Origin of the sequence: Sporosarcina sp. FSL W8-0480 (genome assembly GCF_037963765.1) — a bacterium.
Lineage (GTDB): Bacteria > Bacillota > Bacilli > Bacillales_A > Planococcaceae > Sporosarcina.
Genome location: NZ_CP150166.1, coordinates 270520 through 287927 on the forward strand (window position 1 = coordinate 270520; position 17408 = coordinate 287927).

General features: G+C 40.8%; 18 protein-coding genes and 1 other annotated feature. Of the genes, 10 read left to right on the forward strand and 8 right to left on the reverse strand.

Going from position 1 to position 17408, the window contains the following annotated elements; genetic code table 11:
- The first annotated feature begins 21 nt into the window (after positions 1–21).
- Positions 22–369 (forward strand): zinc ribbon domain-containing protein YjdM, encoded by a 348-nt coding sequence (locus NSQ43_RS01405; protein WP_339252428.1) that lies wholly within the window; start codon positions 22–24, stop codon positions 367–369.
- Between the two features lie 57 nt (positions 370–426).
- Here NSQ43_RS01405 and NSQ43_RS01410 read toward each other — a convergent pair whose 3' ends face one another.
- Positions 427–972 (reverse strand): hypothetical protein, encoded by a 546-nt coding sequence (locus NSQ43_RS01410; RefSeq protein ID WP_339252429.1) that lies wholly within the window; start codon positions 970–972, stop codon positions 427–429.
- 132 nt (positions 973–1104) lie between these two features.
- Here NSQ43_RS01410 and NSQ43_RS01415 point away from each other — a divergent pair, with 132 nt between their 5' ends.
- The 4 genes from NSQ43_RS01415 (at position 1105) to NSQ43_RS01430 (ending at position 3964) form a co-directional block, all read left to right on the forward strand.
- Positions 1105–1482 (forward strand): VOC family protein, encoded by a 378-nt coding sequence (locus NSQ43_RS01415; protein ID WP_339254737.1) that lies wholly within the window; start codon positions 1105–1107, stop codon positions 1480–1482.
- Positions 1483–1502: 20 nt separating this feature from the next.
- Complete coding sequence (locus NSQ43_RS01420) at positions 1503–1991, forward strand: GyrI-like domain-containing protein (RefSeq protein WP_339252430.1); 489 nt, start codon at positions 1503–1505, stop codon at positions 1989–1991.
- A 129-nt stretch (positions 1992–2120) separates the two neighbouring features.
- Positions 2121–2546 (forward strand): GatB/YqeY domain-containing protein, encoded by a 426-nt coding sequence (locus NSQ43_RS01425; protein WP_339252431.1) that lies wholly within the window; start codon positions 2121–2123, stop codon positions 2544–2546.
- 146 nt (positions 2547–2692) lie between these two features.
- Positions 2693–3964 carry an alpha/beta fold hydrolase gene (locus NSQ43_RS01430; protein WP_339252432.1) on the forward strand — a complete coding sequence of 424 codons (1272 nt, stop codon included), beginning with the start codon at positions 2693–2695 and terminating at the stop codon, positions 3962–3964.
- A 54-nt stretch (positions 3965–4018) separates the two neighbouring features.
- Here NSQ43_RS01430 and NSQ43_RS01435 read toward each other — a convergent pair whose 3' ends face one another.
- Complete coding sequence (locus NSQ43_RS01435; protein WP_339252433.1) at positions 4019–4561, reverse strand: YusW family protein; 543 nt, start codon at positions 4559–4561, stop codon at positions 4019–4021.
- Between the two features lie 394 nt (positions 4562–4955).
- On the opposite strand from NSQ43_RS01435, the gene abc-f reads away from it, so the two are divergent.
- Positions 4956–6410: an ABC-F type ribosomal protection protein gene (gene abc-f / locus NSQ43_RS01440; RefSeq protein ID WP_339252435.1), complete on the forward strand. Its 1455-nt coding sequence runs from the start codon at positions 4956–4958 to the stop codon at positions 6408–6410.
- A gap of 132 nt (positions 6411–6542) precedes the next feature.
- A complete protein-coding gene (locus tag NSQ43_RS01445) occupies positions 6543–7055 on the forward strand; it encodes a methylated-DNA--[protein]-cysteine S-methyltransferase (protein WP_339252437.1) in 513 nt (170 codons plus the stop codon).
- A 256-nt stretch (positions 7056–7311) separates the two neighbouring features.
- Here the strand turns inward: NSQ43_RS01445 and wrbA are convergent, their stop codons facing one another.
- Positions 7312–7923 carry an NAD(P)H:quinone oxidoreductase gene (gene wrbA / locus NSQ43_RS01450; protein WP_339252439.1) on the reverse strand — a complete coding sequence of 204 codons (612 nt, stop codon included), beginning with the start codon at positions 7921–7923 and terminating at the stop codon, positions 7312–7314.
- A gap of 281 nt (positions 7924–8204) precedes the next feature.
- On the opposite strand from wrbA, the gene NSQ43_RS01455 reads away from it, so the two are divergent.
- Positions 8205–8558, forward strand: coding sequence for a glyoxalase superfamily protein (locus NSQ43_RS01455; protein WP_339252441.1), 354 nt, complete (start codon positions 8205–8207; stop codon positions 8556–8558).
- Between the two features lie 115 nt (positions 8559–8673).
- On the opposite strand, the gene brnQ is transcribed toward NSQ43_RS01455, so the two are convergent.
- The 4 genes from brnQ to NSQ43_RS01475 all read right to left on the reverse strand — a co-directional run bounded on the left by brnQ (position 8674) and on the right by NSQ43_RS01475 (position 13732).
- The gene (gene brnQ / locus NSQ43_RS01460) at positions 8674–9987 is read right to left on the reverse strand and encodes a branched-chain amino acid transport system II carrier protein (RefSeq protein ID WP_339252443.1); all 1314 of its coding nucleotides are present in this window, start codon (positions 9985–9987) and stop codon (positions 8674–8676) included.
- A gap of 91 nt (positions 9988–10078) precedes the next feature.
- Positions 10079–10327, reverse strand: a binding site (T-box leader).
- A 192-nt stretch (positions 10328–10519) separates the two neighbouring features.
- On the reverse strand, positions 10520–11512 hold the full coding sequence (locus tag NSQ43_RS01465) for an LLM class flavin-dependent oxidoreductase (RefSeq protein ID WP_339252444.1): 993 nt from the start codon (positions 11510–11512) through the stop codon (positions 10520–10522).
- A gap of 150 nt (positions 11513–11662) precedes the next feature.
- Positions 11663–12457, reverse strand: coding sequence for a hypothetical protein (locus NSQ43_RS01470; protein ID WP_339252446.1), 795 nt, complete (start codon positions 12455–12457; stop codon positions 11663–11665).
- 297 nt (positions 12458–12754) lie between these two features.
- A complete protein-coding gene (locus tag NSQ43_RS01475; RefSeq protein ID WP_339252448.1) occupies positions 12755–13732 on the reverse strand; it encodes a DMT family transporter in 978 nt (325 codons plus the stop codon).
- A gap of 138 nt (positions 13733–13870) precedes the next feature.
- On the opposite strand from NSQ43_RS01475, the gene NSQ43_RS01480 reads away from it, so the two are divergent.
- Complete coding sequence (locus tag NSQ43_RS01480; RefSeq protein WP_339252450.1) at positions 13871–14749, forward strand: LysR family transcriptional regulator; 879 nt, start codon at positions 13871–13873, stop codon at positions 14747–14749.
- Between the two features lie 65 nt (positions 14750–14814).
- On the opposite strand, the gene NSQ43_RS01485 is transcribed toward NSQ43_RS01480, so the two are convergent.
- Positions 14815–15822 (reverse strand): LLM class flavin-dependent oxidoreductase, encoded by a 1008-nt coding sequence (locus NSQ43_RS01485; RefSeq protein ID WP_339254738.1) that lies wholly within the window; start codon positions 15820–15822, stop codon positions 14815–14817.
- A 319-nt stretch (positions 15823–16141) separates the two neighbouring features.
- Between NSQ43_RS01485 and NSQ43_RS01490 the strand changes: the two genes are divergently transcribed.
- On the forward strand, positions 16142–17404 hold the full coding sequence (locus NSQ43_RS01490) for a sensor histidine kinase (protein WP_339252452.1): 1263 nt from the start codon (positions 16142–16144) through the stop codon (positions 17402–17404).
- Positions 17405–17408 lie beyond the last annotated feature (4 nt).

Genomic DNA, 17408 nt, shown 5'->3' on the forward strand with positions numbered 1-17408 from the left:
AATAAATGGAGGAAAGAAATTATGGAAAACCTACCAAATTGCCCAAAATGTAATTCTGAATATACGTATGAAGACGGTAACCTATTTGTTTGCCCCGAATGTGCGCACGAATGGACGTTGGAATCACAGGAGGCCGAAGCTGAAGAGGCTGTTATCAGAGATGCAAACGGCAATGTCCTAAATGACGGCGACACAGTCACCGTCATCAAAGACCTCAAAATAAAAGGCAGCTCAAGTGTCGTTAAACAGGGGACAAAAGTTAAAAACATTAAATTGGTCGACGGTGCTCATGACAACCATGACATTGATTGTAAAATTGATGGTTTTGGTGCAATGAAATTGAAATCAGAGTTCGTGAAGAAAATTTAATCAAAAAGACCGCTGAAACTTTGAATCAGCGGTCTTTATTGTTTCAGTCTTTATTTTTCAATAGTACCTTTTCACAAATTCTACACGATGTTCCTTCAGTTTTCCTTCAATCGCAGAACGAAATACCCTTATGTGACTATTTTCAGGAAGCGCTATTTCTTTGCCGTCTTTAAACCTAAATTCATACTTTGGAAAATCTATTACCGAAAGGTCGAAATTTACAATCTCCAGCTCATCCCAAGTGTATGATTGACGATCCTTCCAAATTGACTCCCTAAAAGCAATTGAATCATCCGCAAACAACGCATAGTTCTGAGGAGCGCTTGCATAAAATGCGATGCTTATGAGCAAAGCTGCGATACTACTGATTTTAGCTATTTTGCTAAGGTCCAATAAGAATAGGATAAATGCTGATCCAAATAGAAACAGGAACCCAAACCCATATAATAGATATGCCTTACCTGGTACAAAGACAACCCACGCTAACAATCCGTGCATACTTGATGCAATAAAAGTAGGCAATGGCAACAATAAAAGCGGTGACATAATTAAAATAACAATGGAAATAACCATGAAGATATGCCGTGCCCTATTGTTATACATCCTACCCCCCCTCCCCTGTTCATGAAAAGTTTTAACTATTCACCCCGTTACTTTTAGAGTGTTGCAAAAATTCTATCATAGTTTACAATTAATATGAAAGACTATTATAAGGGGGCATACATTTTGGGGAACGTGAAAGAAATCAACTGCGTTTATATCCCTACAACAGATATGGAAAAAACGGCTTATTGGTATACTAATAATCTTGGATTGGAATTAACAGCGCCCATCACTGTGAATCAAGCACAACTTCGAATTCCCTCAGGTACATCAATTTTTTTAATCAAAACTGCCAAGCCAACGACCCTCAACTACTTAGAAACAAGCGGTACTGTGCAAAGCGCACTTACACTCGAAGCGAATGACTTTCATCTTCTATATCTTCGAATGAAAGACAATGGGGCGAATGTTTCAGACATTGAAGATAATGGCAGCTGCGGTCTTAATTTTTATGCATATGATCCGGATGGAAATAAACTTGATATTTGGAGTGGCTGGCCGTCTAAATAATTAGTGAAAGGAAATAGAATATGGACATTCGAATAGAACGAAGAGATGCATTCAAGGTTGTTGGTATGACCTTATCCGTCTTATTACATGAGGAACGAAAAAAGAAATTGATCACTACCTTGCATGATGACTTCAATGAACGGGTTCATGAAGTAAAAAATCGAGTCAAACCTTCAATTGGTTATGGGATTTTTATCGACCCACCGAATTACGATCCAGAAACCGATCCCTTTACATGGATTGCGGGAGTGGAAGTGGATGACATCTCAAATGCACCAGAAGGAATGAAAGGCTTTGAATTTCCTGAGCAGCTATATGTAGTAACGACATATGAAGGACCAAAAGGAGAGGCTGGCAATTTATATGGCGCACTTTATAACTGGGTAAGGAACTCTGAATATCAGATTGCTGGTGATTACGGAGTGGAGGTATACTCTGACGACCTCAAGGAGTTGGATTCTAATCACATTAGGATGGAACTTTGCCTTCCAATAAAAAAGAGAATTTAGGCTAATGGGGTATATCTTCAGCTCCAGCTAAGGCCAACAGTTGCATTTCAGAGAAGCCTCCACTATAATTTTTTCAATAAAACAATTGGACAGATATATCCATCCAATTACGGAAGGAGAGGCTTAAAGGTGTTAAAAATAACTGTTTTTGAACAACTGAAACAAGCGATGAGAGATAAGGATGTTCTTTCAAAAGGGGTACTGACACTGTTAAAGTCGGCACTTGACCTTGCTGAAAAGGAAAAAGGTTCTGCTCTGTCTGAAGAAGAGGAAGTCGCGATTGTAAACCGCGAAATCAAACAGACAAATCAGGCGTTGGAAGGTGCTGAAAAGGCCCAGCGCGAAGACTTGATCGAACAGGAAAAAGCGAAATTAGCATTGCTTAAATCATTCTTGCCGAAACAATTAAGCGAGGAAGAAGTTGCCGCCCTTCTAACGGAAGCAGGTGTTACAAAAGGTATGAACATGGGCGACGCCATGAAAATTGCTAAACCACTCCTTGCCGGAAAAACTGACGGCGGAACGATGTCAAAGGTAGTAAAAAGCCTTATCTAATATGAATACACAGCCCATCCGAAAGAAATTATGGATGGGCTTTTTCTCCTTTATATGAGTCTGGTTGACACCAATTCGAAATTCTTTACTTATCCAATCATTTTGTTATAATACAGATATAACAGAATTGATTGAAGGAGGACCAAATGAAACGATTATCACTAACTTTATGTATATTTATAAGCGCTATTTTATTAGTTGCTGGGTGCAGTAAAAAAGAAAAGGAGATGGATTCTTTGGGATCAATTGAAGGGATATGGAACGGAACCATCAATATTCCAAATCAACCATTGTTAGTATCGTTCACGTTCACAAAGGAAGATGGAACAATTAGCATTCCCTCACAAGGGCTGCAAAAGTATCCGCTGGCAAGTGTGGAATTAAAGGGATCTGACTTAGTCATTCAAATGACGCTTCCTGGACAACAGATTACGATTGATGGCAGTGTCGAGAAGGATAAAGTATCAGGAACCTTCACCCAACAAGGCCAATCCTTTCCACTACAATTGACTAAAGGTAGTACGGAAGAGACTCCGGATACAGGTGAAGCTGTACAAATCGATTTGGAAGAAGGTAAGATGACCGGCGTACTGGAAGTCCCTAAAGGTGATGGCCCTTTCCCACTAATGGTCATTATCGCGGGCTCCGGACCTACAGATCATAATGGGAATTCACCGCTAATACCCGGTAAAAACAACAGCTTAAAAATGCTTGCAGAAGAGCTTGCCGATAAGGGCGTTGCAAGTATTCGTTTTGATAAACGGGGTGTTGGAGAAAACCAAAGTTTAAGCGGCAATGAGGAGAATATTCTATTTGATGACTTTATCAATGACGCAGCTGCGTGGGTACAATTCGCCAAAAATGATAATCGTTTTTCAAAGGTCGGTATTATTGGCCATAGTGAAGGATCATTAATTGGAATGGTAGCCGCTGAAAAAACAGATGCGGACTCATTCATATCCATTGCAGGTGCCGGAAGATCGATCGATCAGGTATTACTTGAGCAGCTTGAACCACAGCTTCCTGTGAACTTACTGAAAGAATCGGATGATATTTTGCAAAAGTTGAAGAAAGGCGAACAGGTGGAAAAAATCAGCCCTGAGCTCCAAAGTCTATTCCGCCCATCCGCCCAGCCCTATATGATTTCTTGGTTGAAATATGACCCTGTGAAAGAGCTTCAAAAGCTTTCATCACCTGTTCTTATTATTAACGGAACAAGGGACTTTCAAGTGCCGGTCGCTGATGCTGAACAGCTTCATGATGGCAAAAAGGATTCCAAGCTCGTTATTATCCAAAACATGAACCATATTCTGAAGGAAGCACCTGAAGATCAGGTAGGTAACTTGGCAACTTATATGGACCCTACTCTTCCTTTGGCAAAAGGTTTAATGGATGAAATCATAGACTTCCTTAAATAAGAACACATAAAAGCGAGCCTTCCCCGAATGATCGGTGAGAGGCTCGCTTTTAACTTATTTTTTCTTATCTTCAAATTCTATTTTCGTCCCATCATTGAAGGTGATTTCCAAATCAAATTTCGTATAGTCTTCCGGTAGGTTAAAGGTTTTCAACACTTCCGAAATGGCTTCATCTTTGTTCGTTTGCTGTGTAATAGTCAACTTTTGAACAAGAGGATATAATTCATCGAATGCCTCTGTACCATTTTTCTCGACATGATTCAATGAGTCTTCAATTTCGGCTTTTACATTACCTACACTTTTCGTCTCAATTTCAACTTCATATTCGGTATCGCCTGCGTATTCAACTTCCAATTCAAATTCTGCATAGTCAAGTTCATCCATACTTTGCAGCATGTCTTGATTGGAAGAGTCATTGTTTTGATTCTTGGTTGTTGCCTTTTGGGAAGTTGTTTCACCTTGCGCGTTCGTTTCATTCCCACTTACCGCAAGTGCTTCGTCTTTTACGGTAGGCTCTTCTTTCTGGCCATCTGTTCCACAGCCTATCAACATGAGCAACAACGCACTTGCGAAAGATAATGCACCAATCTTTTTCATTCAAATTACCTCCAATCTATGTTGTTCCTTACCCGATTCATAGTTTATTAATCATGTTTGACAATTCAAATGGAACCCGATACGATGAAAGTACTTGAAAGGAGCGAAAGATACATGGCATTTCTACAACTGTACTGATCCTATACATATTGTAAACACCGTTTTTATACGGTTTATTTGCTATGTGTACGGTTAGGTATGTTGTAGAAGGAAATCGTATCGCTCTACGGGATATCCATACCATTTTGTAAGTACACAGGGCAACTCTGTGTACTTTTTTTATTGGAGGGATAATGATGATGACTTTGCTATTTTATTGATACGGGCTTAAATCACTAAGCTCGTATCGATCCAAGCTATCGATACGAAATCAAAAATTTCGGAGGTAGCGAAAATGGAACAAATTTGTTTTGAATTAAAAAATATAGAAATGACTTATTTAGATAAAGAAATCCTTAAAATTGAACGTCTATCCTTGCACCAGTTTGATCGTATCGGGATTGTTGGACAAAATGGGGCTGGTAAAAGTACACTCATCAAGCTTCTTGCCGGGGAATTACAACCGACCAAAGGGAAAGTGTTGCGTCATGTGGATTGTGGGTATTTTCAACAGCTTGAGCCCGCCTCCTCATTAGAAGCGGATCACGGGCTACTCAGTAGACTATCCGTCCCGACTGACTCGGATCGATTAAGTGGAGGCGAGCAAACAAGGCTAAAGCTTGCACAATTGTTTACCCATTATCACGAAGCCTTGTTGATTGATGAACCAACAACCCATTTGGATCAAAGCGGTACTTCATTTTTGTTCGATGAACTGAAACATTATTATGGGGCCCTCGTCCTCGTCAGTCATGATCGTTCTGTGTTGGATGCGTTAGTGACAACAATTTGGGAAGTGCGTGACGGCGAAGTACATGTCTACTCGGGAAATTATAGCGACTATAAAGCCCAAAAGCAGTTGGAACGTGAACAGCAACGCCAGGCGCATGTACAGTACGTTAAGGAAAAAAGTCGATTGGAACAAGCTGCGCAAGAAAAAATGAAAATGGCGGAAAAAATCACACAAACTATAAATATGTCGAAAAAGGATGCGAAGGCGAAGGCGAATCGCATGATTGAAACAAAATCGAAAGGCACAAGCCAAAAAGCCGTATACCGTGCGGCCAAAGCGATTGAGCAACGAATTGAAAACATGGAAAAAGTCTCCCCCTTGGAAGAAGATAGACCAATCATCTTTCGACAATCAAAAGCATTGGAATTGCATAACAAATTCCCGATCATGGCAGATAGCCTAACACTTCAAGCCGGAGGAAAAGTATTACTAGACGATGTAAGCTTCCAAATTCCGCTTGGGAGGAAGATTGCGTTTACCGGTGGAAATGGTGTGGGAAAAAGCTCTTTGCTCAGCCACATTGCAATGAATGGGGAAAATCTCATCATTTCACCAAAGGCTAAAATTGGATACTTCCAACAGATGAGTTATCAATTTGCCAGCGATGAAACAGTGCTGCAATTTTTGAGAAATCGATCTGATTATGATGAAGGTTTCTTACGAAGCGTATTGCATTCGATGCAATTTACGGGAACAGATATTCAGAAACAAGTGCATTCTCTAAGCGGGGGCGAGGCAATCCGCCTGCATCTATGCCAATTGTTTTTAGGGGAATACAATATTCTACTATTGGACGAACCGACGAACTTCTTGGATATATACGGTCTTGAGGCATTAGAACGGTTTATCGTGGGATACAAGGGGACAGTAATTTTCGTCTCACATGACCAAACCTTCATTGACCATGTGGCAGACATGCAGTATAAGATTCATTCACAAAAGATGAATTTGGTATAACAGAAGAGGGGCTGTCCGAAAAAAAGGAATTAGCCCTTCACCATCGGAAGGTTTTAATATTCAAATCCCTGTTCCTTCTATTAAGATTGAAGATATAATTACTGTAAGGAATAGAATCAAGGGAGGATTGAAATGGATCAAAACAATGGGAATATCGTATACTGGACGCTATTGAATCATGGACAATGGAAACTATATTTGGCAGCGACAACTGAAGGGCTTTGCTATGCCGGCCCGCATAATGCCCCATTTGAAGAACTTGCTGCATGGACGAAGAAACGACTTCCTGCATATAGTTTGGTGGAGGACAGCTCTATCTTGGAACCTTATGCAGAGGAACTGATTGGCTATATGGAAGGAAAACGGAAAGAGTTCACAATGCCATTGGATCTTCATGGCACTCCGTTTCAACAATCTGTCTGGATGGCTTTGCAGGAAATACCGTATGGGCAGACAGTTTCGTATTCGGATATTGCCGAAAAGATCCTTAATCCGAAGTCGGTGCGCGCAGTCGGTGCTGCAATCGGGGCCAATCCCGTGCTTATCACCGTCCCATGCCATCGCGTCATCGGGAAAAATGGCAACCTGACAGGCTTTCGGGGCGGTTTGGACATGAAAAAGCAATTGTTGGCGTTGGAACAATAAGAAAAACAAATAGAAACTCTTCTTAACGCATAAACACTGCGATGGCCGTTACGAAGAACGGCTTTTGCAAACAAAAGAGAAGCGTTGAGAGCAGGTATGAGGCTGCCATACCCGCGGAAATCAACATTCTAATCCATATTTCTATTTTAAATGAAAAAAGATTTATACGTAATTCTGTGATTTTATGCGCCTTTGCAGCAAAAGAGGCAATCAAATCAGATCAGATTTGATTGCCTCTTTTTATGTTTAACTCATATTACTGATTTCCTTTTTTAACCCATTCTGCAACTGTCACAGTACGTTTAGCCTGATGCTTCACCGCACCTTGAACATCCTCAATCATTTTTCCATCTTGGCCGACTGTTACACTTGTCCCATAAGGGTTTCCACCTGCTCCGAAAAGGACCGGATCCGTATAACCGGGAGTGGCAATGATAGCACCCCAGTGCATCATGGAAGTGTATAGTGAAAGCAATGTAGCTTCCTGGCCGCCATGTGGATTTTGTGCCGAAGTCATAGCACTTACTACTTTGTTCACTGTTTTGCCGCTTGCCCATAGCCCACCTTGAATATCAAGGAATTGCTTCATTTGGGATGGCATATTCCCAAAGCGTGTCGGAACGCTGAAAATGATTGCATCCGCCCATTCAAGATCTTCTGATGTTGCAACTGGAACTTCCTTCGTTGCGTTAACAGTTGCCTTCCACGCTTCGTTACTATCAATTACGGATTGTGGGGCTAATTCCTGTACTTTTAACACTTTAACTTCGGCACCGGCTTCTTTCGCTCCTGCTTCAGCCCATTGTGCCAACTGATAGTTTGTACCTCCCATACTATAAAAAACTACAGCTACTTTAACATTAGTCATTTTCTCCGTCTCCTTTGTTGTTCCAAATAGTTTGAATAAGAAACCCATATTCACACCTGCTGACTTGTCATTTTTTTTACTCACCTGTGTAAAAGTACAGCACTGTTCTTATACTTACCCATCGTGAAAATCTTTATTCCACCCGACGGACTTACAACAGGATTAAGGATTTTTGGCTTCGCATCTCTTCGTTCTCCTTCTCTTCATCATTAATGTTCAGTATACTTAGCTACAAAGAGTGGTTTGCAAGATTGACTATATTCTTACGCGGAGGTAAGTCGATGATTACACCTATATTTCGGATTTTTGACTTCGAAAAGGCTAAAGAATTTTATTTGGATTACTTAGGCTTTCAATTGGACTGGCAGCATCAGTTTGGGGACAATATGCCCCATTACATTCAAATTTCTATGAATGATATCATTCTGCATCTTTCTGAACATCACGGTGATGCATCACCTGGAGGTTCAATCCGGATTAAGACACATAATGTAGAGAATTATCATGACCATCTGTCACAAAAAGGGTATCGCTACGCAAATCCCGGTCTCGAGAAGACACCTTGGAAAACGATAGAGTTTTATGTTCTCGATCCATTTTCAAATAAAATAATATTCTATGAGGAATGTAAGTAAGAAGTTCTCAAATGCAAATAGGCCCTTCCAAATGTAATAATGGAAAGGGCCTGGTCTTAGTCGTGAACTTCTTGATCAATATAAAAGGGTGCTGGTGAAACTACTATCAGTTCGATCAGTTAATCGTTAATTTTTGGACTTTCCCACTGCCCTTGTCAATTATATAACCAACCAATGCAGCAACAAATGCTGGTAGGACCCAACCTAATCCGTGTTCAAAGAACGGAATGATTTCCAGTAATTCTGTCGAGCGATGAAGTTGAAAACCAAGGTTAACCAACACATCATATAATGCAAAAATCGATGCTACGGATACGGTAAGCCTGTACATCATCTTACCTCCACCTACATAATGTTGGAGTAAAGAAAGTATAACCAACACAATAGCTATTGGATAAATGAAAACCAATAGCGGGGTCGCTAAACTAAGAATGAGATCCAACCCCAAATTAGATACTAATAGCCCGACCAATGTAAAAACAGCGACATAGAACCTATAATGGATCTTCGGTAAAATCTCATTGAAAAATCTTGCACAGGCAGTGATCAAGCCGACACACGTCGTGAGACATGCCAATATAACAATTACGCCAAACAAGAGACCCCCGCCCCGCGCGAATAATATGCCCGAAGCAACAGTCAACACTTCTGCGCCATTTGCAAAGTCGGTATCCTTCGGTATAACCCTACCTATCCATCCAAGGGAGATGTAAACAATGACCAGTCCAATTCCGGCAATTACACCGGCCCCGAATGTCCCTTTCACCAGTTCCAACTTGGATTTTGCTCCTTTATCTTTTAAGGCGTTGATCACTACAATTCCAAACGCAAGCGCCGCCACTGCATCCATTGTAAAATAGCCTTCGACGAACCCTTTGATAAATGGGGTTGTAACATAATCGCCTTCCGCCGGGGAGGCAACATTTTCAAATTTGATAAAAGCTTGGACGACTAACATTCCTAAAACGAGCAATAAGAGAGGCGTTAAAAGCTGTCCGATGCGATCGACTATCTTCTTTGGATTCAGGCTAATAAAATAGGTGACCCCAAAGAAAATCAGGGAAAATATAAGTAATGCCATCTGACTATCAACGGCAATGATTTGTTTGAATCCCAACTCATAAGCGACATTGGAAGCCCTCGGTATTCCATAAAGTGCACCGATGGACATATATATAAGAATCGCAAAAACTATTCCGAACACTCGGTGGACTCGACTGCCTATGGATATTAATCCGTTTTCAGATAATGAAATTGCCATAACTGCCATGAACGGCAACAATACACCTGTAATTAGGAATCCTGTAATTGCAGGTTCAAAGTTTTCACCCGATTGTAAACCTAACAACGGGGGAAAGATTAAATTCCCTGCCCCGAAAAATAATGAAAAAAGCATAAGTCCTGAAAATACCACAGTTTTTTTGCTCATCATTAATCCTCCCAATTATTCTGGTAATAATAAGTTCGACAGAGTGTGGTGTGGCATCTCATCGTTTTAGGCATAAAAAAACCCGTCCCTCAACAGGGACGAGTTTGTGCTCGCGTTACCACCCATATTCCGCAAAGTTTCCATAAAAAAACGATACGGCTCTCAGTCATGTACAAACATACATGTTCCTATTAACGGTGGAAAACCGGCATCGCTTACTAATTTCAGCTTTGCATCTCGGAGATGATTTTCAGATAAGACTGTACATCGGCTTTCACCAAGCGCCGACTCTCTAGGGTACACTAATTCTACTCTTACTATTTCTCGTCACAGATTATTTTTACTATTACAATACAATCTAACAGAAAGTGATTCGAAAAGTCAATATGTTTTATTTCTATTCCTAAAATAGTACTTGGTGCAGAGGTTGAGATTGAATTAATTGCTAAAAACCTAACTAAAACTTTTGCACAGAAAAATCAGCCGGCAAAAGTCTACATCCGAGACTTTTGCCGGCTTTTATCAATTAATGTTATAATAATTCCTTCGCTAACAATCGATACACATCCAAACGCTTCTCTTGTGAATGTGGGATGCTGACAATCATAGCCTCATCAAAACCGTATTGCTCCTGTTCTTGCTGTAGTATCGCTGCAATTTCTTTTGCATCTCCGACTAAATGGATTTTACGATTCTCTTGAATCGTCATTCGATCCATTTCTGTCAATGGATAATTACTTGCCTCTTCAGGTGTTAAAAATGATGTCAGCCTACCTTGCATGAACAGCAAACGCCAAATGTCCTGGGGTTTCGCTTCGAACTCCGCCTCTTCTTTTGTTTCAGCAGTTGTCACCATATAGGAAACATTGATTTCCGGTTTCTCCAAAAAAGCGGATGCCTTAAAGTTCTGTCTATACGCGTCTAAAATATACTCCGACATTTGACCGTTGAAAAATTGGGCGAACGAATAGCCAACACCCCTAATTCCAGCTTGGATAGCACTGTTGCCAGTGGAACCCAACAACCATGCTTCCGGTAGAATAACATTGGATGGTGTAGCGACTGTCTGGTCATATAGTTTATCCGTCGGCACTTCGTCATTGATCAATTGCAACGCGGTATCAAATTTCTCATACATATTATGCAATAAAGGCTGACGACCCTCGGACAATGCATAGATTGCGCGCTGGTCCCCGCCCGGAGCCCGACCAACGCCAAAGTCAATCCGTCCCGGTGAAAAGGCGCTTAATGTTTTGAAAACCTCTGCTAATTTCAACGGAGAGTAATGCATCATCATCACCCCGCCCGTGCCAATTCGAATGTTTTTCGTTTTCGCTGCCAAATGTGCCGCCACTACTTCAGGGGCTGAGCTTGCAAAATCGTTTGTTCCATGGTGTTCTGCCATCCACATGCGATGATAGCCTAATTCATCACCTAAAACCGCCAATTCCGAGGCGTTTTTCAAGGCATTAGACGCAGTATTCCCTTTTGTGATCGGTGCTTGATCTAATATGCTTAGTCTCATTATCTTCATTCCAATCATTTTAAGATGAGCAATTCCTTAAATGTCACCTTATCTTTAGACTGTTTTAATTACAATTAATTTGTTCGTCAACTGCAACTTATACCATGATAGTTTTTCTGTTTCGTCTATGAATTATTACGAATCAGTACACTACTTCTCATTAGACCGACGCTCATTCAACTGTCGTTTATTCTCCGCAACAAGGCGATCAAAATAGGAGAGTTCGGGTTCTTCTTGTACTTGTTGTTTTGATACAGGCTGCTCCTTCTTGATTTCCCTTTCTACCTGTTCGCTTGGCTTCGCAGTTTCTCTTCGTTGCATTTCAAGCGTTTGAATAGGAACTTCAACCTTATGACTGGAAATCAATTCATCATGAAGTGGTTGTGAAATAGATTCCGGAGTCCGCTTTGATTGGCTCATTGCCACTTCAAGCCTGTCATAACACTTCCTTGCTTCACGCAATTGGGCCGCATATTCGGGCGAATCCTTAGCCAATGGGATATATGGTTTATTGTAGAAATTGACTTGGAAAAGAGAGTGCTTTTCGTGATCCATCTTAACTAAAAGAGATAAAAAATTCACTTTGTCGAGAGCCGTAGGACTGTTAGAGCCCTTTGTTCCCTCAAGAATATCATCTACCTTACCATGGGATATAAAGAATGATGCATTTTCCACTATTGCAATACCCTCCAGATCCTTCAAAGCAAAGTTCAGAAAACGATAGGGCATCCCTAAATATGGTTTCTGCAAGACCTTCCCATCTTTGTCTTCCGCAAACCATATGTACAGACGCTGTTTTTCACGGTCAATCGCGACTCTTGTCAATAAATCAGTGGACATAAAAGATGGCATCTTATCGAATTCCGCAAGGTCACTATTCAAAGAAAGCAAATCTTCCTTTTGTTTTTCCTTCTGACGGCCCTCTACAATTTGTGATTGTCCCAAAACTATGATTCCGATGAAAAATGCAATAATTGAAAGAATGATGCCCTTGACTGCAAACCCGTCAAAGATAGAAAAAACAAGGAAACAAATCGCAGCTATAGGAATTAAACAACCAAGTCCTGTAAAAAATCGAGTGGATTGAGTCGAAATGACGTTCCCCCCCTTTTTATATAGATGCTTTACTGTCTCTACGGGTCACGCTGACAAAAGTTTCAAATTGGATTCACCCTCACTTTGGACGCGGCTCTCTATTCATTAAAAAAGCTGCCCAGATGAATTCCTGGACAGCTTGTTATATCATGCTTCTCTTTCCTGTAGTCTTCCTTTGAATTTCTCCTTCGGTTCCAATCTCCCTTGCTGCCATCTAATATATATATTATTTGAAACCAACGATAGGATAATGAAAACAGTACCAATATAGTCATAGGCAGTGATGCTTGCACCTTGGAAGATTTGAATGAACAACGTCGTAACAGGTACGAAATTCAAAAACAATAAACCGTTTAACGGCGTGATGACACTTACACCATAATTCCATCCAACCAAGGCAATAACGCCTGGGAAAATCACCATGAATGCGATATGAGGGCTTGTTATAATAATTGCTTCAGTTGTTGGCACATCAACATAGCCAATTACAGTCGCACCCAAAACGACTGTTCCAGCAGTCACAGTTCCAAGCAAGCAGCTTAACGTAGAATAACGTAAGGCTGACCAGCCATCATTACTGAATCTGCTTCCGCCCATCGTATAAATAACCCATCCAATAACCGCGATAAGTATTAATAAAGATGGAATAATGTCATTTGATGCCGTAAAAAAGGCACCAAAATCACCTTTCGTTACGACCAACGCTGCCCCTACAAACCCAATGAACACACAAAACATCGTAAATGCATGAGGACGTTGCTTGATGAACAACCAAGCAATAATGATGGAAATCATCGGCATTAACGATTCCATAATCGATGCTATCATTGTACCGGGATTGCCTAACAAGTCTTGACCCCAGAAAATGAGCAGATTATAAACCGTAAAAGCCATCGTTCCGAAGAACCAGAGATATCCTCCTTTTCCTTCAAAGCGAAAAGCTTGTTTACCTTCCTTCCATAATAGCCAAACTACTAAAATGATTGTTACGAAACCATAGCGAAAAAGAGTGAAGTAAAACGGGTCTAAATGATGAAACGCATGGTTCGCAACCGGAAACATTGCTCCCCAGGATATTGCAGAAATCAAACATAAAATAGCGGCAACCAATACTCTGTTCTTCAATCTAAGATGTCTCCTTCAATTACCTTCTGTATCTTTATTAAATCACAGATGTGGTATCTCTCAAAATGAACATTATTGATGCTATCCATCTCTATTAGTGATATCATGAAAGAAGAGATACACGAAAGGGGTCGCCAGATGGAATTCAAGGATTTAGAGATTTTTCAAATGGTTGCAACCAAAGGGACAATTACCGATGCCGCAAAAGAATTAAGTTACGTACAGTCCAACATCACTTCAAGAATAAAAAAACTTGAGACAGAAATGAATACAGCTCTTTTCAACCGCCATAACCGCGGAATGACGTTAACACCAGAAGGGAAAAAATTACTTGTATATGCCGAGAAAATCCTATCGCTGACAAATGAAATGAAAAAAGTCGTTCAAAGTAAAACTGAGCCTGCAGGTAAACTTGAAATCGGAACGGTTGAGACAGTCATTAGATTACCAGTTATATTATCTTCCTATAGTAAAAAATATAAAAACGTAGACTTGTCACTTCTGACAGGTGTAACTGAGCAACTTAGAAATGATGTCCTGCATCACCGTTTGGATGGTGCTTTCGTCACCGAAATTGATCAGCATCCGGAACTCGTTTCACATAATGTTTTCGAGGAAGAACTCGTCTTACTATCGGATAGCTCGAAAACGTCGATTGAACAGCTTGTTGAGGAACCGATTCTTTGCTTCAGCGAGGGTTGCGGCTACCGGGCAAGATTGGCAAAATGGTATAAAGATCAAAACATAACACCTAAGAAAATAATGGAGTTCGGGACGTTAGAAACAATATTAGGCAGCGTTTCAATGGGCCTTGGGATTACTTTTGTTCCAAAGTCGGCTGTTGGTCATCTTGAAAAGCGAGGACTCGTCCATTGTCACTATTTACCCGAAAAATATAGTAGGGTTAACACGATATTCGTCAGACGAAAGGACGCTTATTTAACGTCGACTTTGGAGAGGTTTATCGAAACGTTCGAACAGGTTGATGGGGCACTGCCTTACCCACTTGCATATTGACATAGCAAAAGCCTAATTTCTCAAGTGCACATGAGAAATTAGGCTTTTCAACCATTGCTAAAACATTATTTACTTGTTGCTTTCCTTACTATTGGAGCTACCTTGGTAGCCAATAACTCGATACTCTTCGCCACTTTTTCGAACGGTAATCCACCTATATCGACTTGTGCCATGAACCGTTGGTGACCAAATAGCTCGTACTGATGTAGAATTTTCTCAACAATTTGCTCTGGGCTTCCTACGAACAATGCGGTATTCGGTGCCGTAAGTTGCTCAAATTCCGCAATCGACATCCTTCCAGAAATCATCCCTCGTTGACGGTGTACATTCGACCAATAATTTGAATAGTACGGGTAAAATTCCTCTTTGGCTTGTTGAGTCGTATTTGAAATATATCCATGACCTGTGACACCGACTTTAAGCTCTTTTGGATGATGTCCAGCCGCTATTCCAGCCTCACGGTAAAGATCCACCAATGGCTTGAATCGTGCAGGGTCACCCCCTAAGATTGCCATTGCCATCCCAACGCCTAATTTGCCGGCACGAACCGCACTACTTGGGGTTCCGCCAACACCAACCCATAGTGGCAATTCTTTTTGATAGGGGCGAGGTGCAATTTCCGCATTCCTTAATGGCGAACGGAAATGACCATTCCATGTCATCCTCTCGTTTTTGTTAAGCTTTAAAAACAAATCGATGTTCTCCGAGAATAAAGCATCATAATCATTTGTGTCATATCCGAATAAAGGAAATGATTCAATAAACGCACCCCGACCTGCTATTATTTCTGCACGCCCGTCCGATAGCAAATCCAATGTTGCAAAGTCTTCAAATAGACGAACTGGGTCAACCGTGCTTAAAACGGTAGTCGCGCTTGTCAGTTTGATTCGTTTAGTTTGTTGGGCTATGGATGCTAATACAACGGGTGGGGAGGAAACGGCATAGTCTAATCGATGATGCTCGCCAACACCGAAAATATCCAGTCCAGCCTCATCCGCCAGTCTTGCCGCCTCCATTATCTCCTTCATTCTTTGTCCTGCGTTTATCGTGTTTCCTGTAATTGGATCCACCATTATATCTGCAAGTGTATAGAGTCCGATTTCAATCAATTTACCCACCTCCTATATCTTCACAACCGACTAATTGTTAGTTACTTACTTTATGTAAGTTACTATACATTCAACACTACAGATAGTCAAGTAACTATTTTATAAATAACAATTTAATTATTTATTTTTGCTCGTTATACTAAGTAAGTAGGGAGCTGATCGTTTTTGGGAAGTCACACTACCTATACAAGAAGTCACCTAAGATAAAGTCTTGTATAATGTAGATATATAATCTGAAGACACGTTAATACATGAATTTACCAAGGCTATGAGGAGCAAACGTATGAAATTAAACTTAGCATGGCATCATATGTACCAATCGGAAGCTACACGGATCATTTTCATCGCCCTGTTGACAGCGATTACTGGCGAATTGAAAGTGATTCCGTTCGCAGGCGAACCATTTCGTTTTGCGCTCGGCGGAATTGTATTTTTTTTGCTGATTTTAATTTTCCCACCTAAATCGATTTTACGAACGGGTTTTGTCACTTCAATGGTGGTCGTCTTGTTCCGTATTATCGAAGAACTCCTTCTTGGTGCTGATTTGGCAGAAAGTATTCAAATCCATTTGCCCGTTATTTTATTTTATATCCTGTTTGCAACGGGTTGGCATTTTGTAGGTTTGGAGAAATTTAAATCGCATCCGCTACAACTTGGTACACTTGCCATTTTGTTTGAAATTATAGCCAATACTGCAGAACACGCCTTACGTAATTGGTGGACTGCAAACTACTTCCTTCATCTGAATGAGTGGTCGATTTTAGTCGGGGTAGCATTGCTCCGTAGCTTTTTTACAGTTGGGCTTTATAGTTCCGTCGCTTTATCGAAAGAAAAGCAACGTGTCCGTGAAATGTTAGGGATTGGCTCTGAACTGTATGCGGAAATGTTATATTTGCAGAAGTCGATGGATCATATGGAACGGATTACTGCATCAAGCTATGACTTGTACCGCAAGTTGCAGCAAGAACACCAGCGCCCGTTAGGCATCCAAGCATTGAAAATTGCGCAAGAGATCCATGAAGTGAAAAAAGATTCACAGCGAATAGTAGCCGGACTTTCGCAATTGACGAAAAGGGAAAAAATGTCGGTTTTTTCTTTATCGACAGTTATAGAAATGGTTCAATCAGCCAATCAAAAATACAGTAAAATGCTTGGCAAGCAGGTGACTTTTCACATTAGACAAACTTTCGACTTCCTGACCGAGCAACAAATACTGCTATTAGCCATTTTAAATAACCTAGTTGCGAATGCAGTGGAAGCGGTTGAGCATACAGGGTCAATCACTTTGGTAGTAAGTTTAACAGATGGACAAGTCAGTTTTCAGATCATAGATGATGGGAAAGGTATTTCACCAGAACACGAGTTGCTTATATTCGAACCCGGTTTTACGACAAAATACAGCGATCATGGTGCACAGGCTACTGGCATTGGATTGTCCCATGTAAAAGCGATTACCGAGTCGCTTGGTGGAAACGTTGAGTTAGTTGCACCAGAAAAGGGAACTCATTTCAAAGTGATGATCCCGCTTGAAAGGTTACAAAAATGAGGTG

Coding starts and splice junctions, on each gene's coding strand:
- NSQ43_RS01405 (WP_339252428.1), top strand. CDS start 22: ATGGAAAACCTACCAAATTGCCCAAAATGTAATTCTGAATATACGTAT.
- NSQ43_RS01410 (WP_339252429.1), bottom strand. CDS start 972: ATGTATAACAATAGGGCACGGCATATCTTCATGGTTATTTCCATTGTT.
- NSQ43_RS01420 (WP_339252430.1), top strand. CDS start 1,503: ATGGACATTCGAATAGAACGAAGAGATGCATTCAAGGTTGTTGGTATG.
- NSQ43_RS01430 (WP_339252432.1), top strand. CDS start 2,693: ATGAAACGATTATCACTAACTTTATGTATATTTATAAGCGCTATTTTA.
- NSQ43_RS01435 (WP_339252433.1), bottom strand. CDS start 4,561: ATGAAAAAGATTGGTGCATTATCTTTCGCAAGTGCGTTGTTGCTCATG.
- abc-f (WP_339252435.1), top strand. CDS start 4,956: ATGGAACAAATTTGTTTTGAATTAAAAAATATAGAAATGACTTATTTA.
- NSQ43_RS01445 (WP_339252437.1), top strand. CDS start 6,543: ATGGATCAAAACAATGGGAATATCGTATACTGGACGCTATTGAATCAT.
- wrbA (WP_339252439.1), bottom strand. CDS start 7,923: ATGACTAATGTTAAAGTAGCTGTAGTTTTTTATAGTATGGGAGGTACA.
- NSQ43_RS01455 (WP_339252441.1), top strand. CDS start 8,205: ATGATTACACCTATATTTCGGATTTTTGACTTCGAAAAGGCTAAAGAA.
- brnQ (WP_339252443.1), bottom strand. CDS start 9,987: ATGAGCAAAAAAACTGTGGTATTTTCAGGACTTATGCTTTTTTCATTA.
- NSQ43_RS01465 (WP_339252444.1), bottom strand. CDS start 11,512: ATGAGACTAAGCATATTAGATCAAGCACCGATCACAAAAGGGAATACT.
- NSQ43_RS01480 (WP_339252450.1), top strand. CDS start 13,871: ATGGAATTCAAGGATTTAGAGATTTTTCAAATGGTTGCAACCAAAGGG.
- NSQ43_RS01485 (WP_339254738.1), bottom strand. CDS start 15,822: ATGGTGGATCCAATTACAGGAAACACGATAAACGCAGGACAAAGAATG.
- NSQ43_RS01490 (WP_339252452.1), top strand. CDS start 16,142: ATGAAATTAAACTTAGCATGGCATCATATGTACCAATCGGAAGCTACA.